Origin of the sequence: Streptomyces pathocidini (assembly GCF_001418495.1) — a bacterium.
Taxonomy (GTDB): Bacteria; Actinomycetota; Actinomycetes; order Streptomycetales; family Streptomycetaceae; genus Streptomyces; species Streptomyces pathocidini.
This window is the reverse complement of the sequence record NZ_LIQY01000622.1, coordinates 1-1,896: the sequence shown is the minus strand read 5'-3', so window position 1 is coordinate 1,896 and position 1,896 is coordinate 1. Positions and strand designations below refer to the sequence as shown.

Sequence of the window (1,896 nt, the reverse complement as noted above, 5' to 3'; positions counted from 1 at the left end):
GTCCCAGCCCATGCAACCCACCGGTCAACTCCCCCGCATCGCGGTCACGATGGGCGACGGCGCGGGCATCGGGCCCGAGGTGGTCGTCGCCGCCCTGCGGGACGCGGACACGCTGCGGCGGTGCGAGCCGGTGGTCATCGGGGACGCGCACCGGCTGCGGCTGGCGGCCGAGGTCCTCGGCGTGGCGGACTCCACCGAGATCGTCCCGATCGCCGCCCCTTCCGAGGCCGAGTTCCCGACCGGCCCGGGCTCCGGGTCCGGGGCCGGGCTTGGACCCGGACCCGGGACCAACGCCGGACCCGGTACCAACGCCGGCGTCGGCATCGAGGCCGAGGCCGACCCCGGAGGCTTGGACGAGTCCGGCCTCCACCGCCTCAACGTCGTCGACCTCGATCTCCTCCCCGCCGATCTGCCCTGGGGGAAGGTGTCCGCGGAGGCGGGCGACGCCGCGTACCACTACGTGCGGGTCGCCGCGGAACTCGCCCTGGCCGGGGAGGTGCAGGGGATCTGCACGGCCCCGCTCAACAAGGCCGCGCTGCACGCGGGCGGCCATTTCTTCCCCGGGCACACCGAACTGCTCGCCCACCTCACCGGGGTCGAGGAGGTGTCGATGATGCTGTCCACGCCGACCGTCAAGGTCATCCACGTGACCACGCACATCGGCCTGATCGACGCCGTCGCCCGGATCGAGCCGGGGCTCGTCGCCAGGACCGTGCGGCGCGGCCACGAGGCCATGGTGCGGGCGGGGGTCGCGGCGCCCGTCATCGGGGTGTGCGGGATCAACCCGCACGCGGGCGAGAACGGGCTCTTCGGCTACGGCGAGGAGGCGGAGAAGATCGCCCCGGCCCTGGAGACCGTACGGGCCGAGGGCATCGACGCCCGCGGACCGCTCCCCGCCGACACCGCGTTCTTCCTCGCCGGGCGGGGCGACTACGACCTGATCGTGGCGATGTACCACGATCAGGGCCATGGCCCGGTCAAGGTCCTCGGCCTGGACTCCGGGGTCAACCTGACCGTCGGCCTGCCGGTCATCCGCACCTCCGTCGACCACGGCACCGCGTTCGACATCGCCGGCACCGGCACCGCCGACCCGCGCAGCATGGTCGAGGCGCTGCGGCAGGCCACCGGGATGGCGGCCGCCCCGCCGCTCCGCCGGGAATGAGCCCGCAGAGACCGCGTCCGTAGCGACCGTCCGTACGGGCTCAGGAGGGAGCCGGGGGCTGCCCGCTTCTCGTGGGCCCGGATTGCACGGTGCGCGGCAGGAGCTCCGCTTCTCCGTGCCTGTTCGCCCTCGGCTCACTTCCCATGACACCACCATGCGGCCGCGGCCGGAAGGGCCGACCAGCCCTCAGCCTCGGCCGCCGCGCAGCACCGTCTTCAGCGCCCCCGTCTCGCTGCCGCGGGCGAACGCCTCGTACGCCTCCTCCACGCGGTCGAGCGGGAAGCCGTGGGTGACCAGGTCGGAGACGTGCAGGCGTCCGGAGGTCGCGAAGTCCAGGAGCGCGGGTGTCGAGAAGGTGTCGACCTGACCTGTGCTGATGGTCAGGTTCTTGCGCCACAGCGCCTCGAGGTGGAGCATGGCCGGCACCCCGTGCGTGCCGATGTTGGCGATGTGGCCGCCCTGGCGCACCACCCGGGTGCACAGCACGAAGCTCTCCGGGTCGCCCGCGGCCTCGATGGCCACATCGGCCCCGGGCCCCTCCGCCAGGTCGGCGATCAGCCGCCCGGGCAGTTCGGCGGAGTCCGCGCCCGGCAGGGTCATCGCCGTCGACCTGTCGCCCGCCCGGCTGGCGGCCGCCGCCCGGCTGGGCGCGGACTCCGCCGAACTGCCCGGGCGGCTGATCGCCGACCTGGCGGAGGGGCCCGGGGCCGATGTGGCCATTGAGGTCGCGGGCG

At 74.2% G+C, this 1,896-nt stretch carries 1 protein-coding gene and 2 pseudogenes; 2 read left to right on the top strand and 1 reads right to left on the bottom strand.

Going from position 1 to position 1,896, the window contains the following annotated elements:
* The first annotated feature begins 10 nt into the window (after positions 1 to 10).
* Positions 11 to 1,162: a 4-hydroxythreonine-4-phosphate dehydrogenase PdxA gene (gene pdxA, locus AOK16_RS23675; protein ID WP_055474162.1), complete on the top strand. Its 1,152-nt coding sequence runs from the start codon at positions 11 to 13 to the stop codon at positions 1,160 to 1,162.
* 186 nt (positions 1,163 to 1,348) lie between these two features.
* Here the strand turns inward: pdxA and AOK16_RS23670 are convergent.
* Positions 1,349 to 1,756, bottom strand: a pseudogene (locus tag AOK16_RS23670) (zinc-binding dehydrogenase); the annotation flags it as partial.
* Here AOK16_RS23670 and AOK16_RS27535 point away from each other — a divergent pair.
* Positions 1,677 to 1,896 (top strand): annotated as a pseudogene (locus AOK16_RS27535) (alcohol dehydrogenase); the annotation flags it as partial. The pseudogenes AOK16_RS23670 and AOK16_RS27535 sit on opposite strands and share 80 nt — an antisense overlap.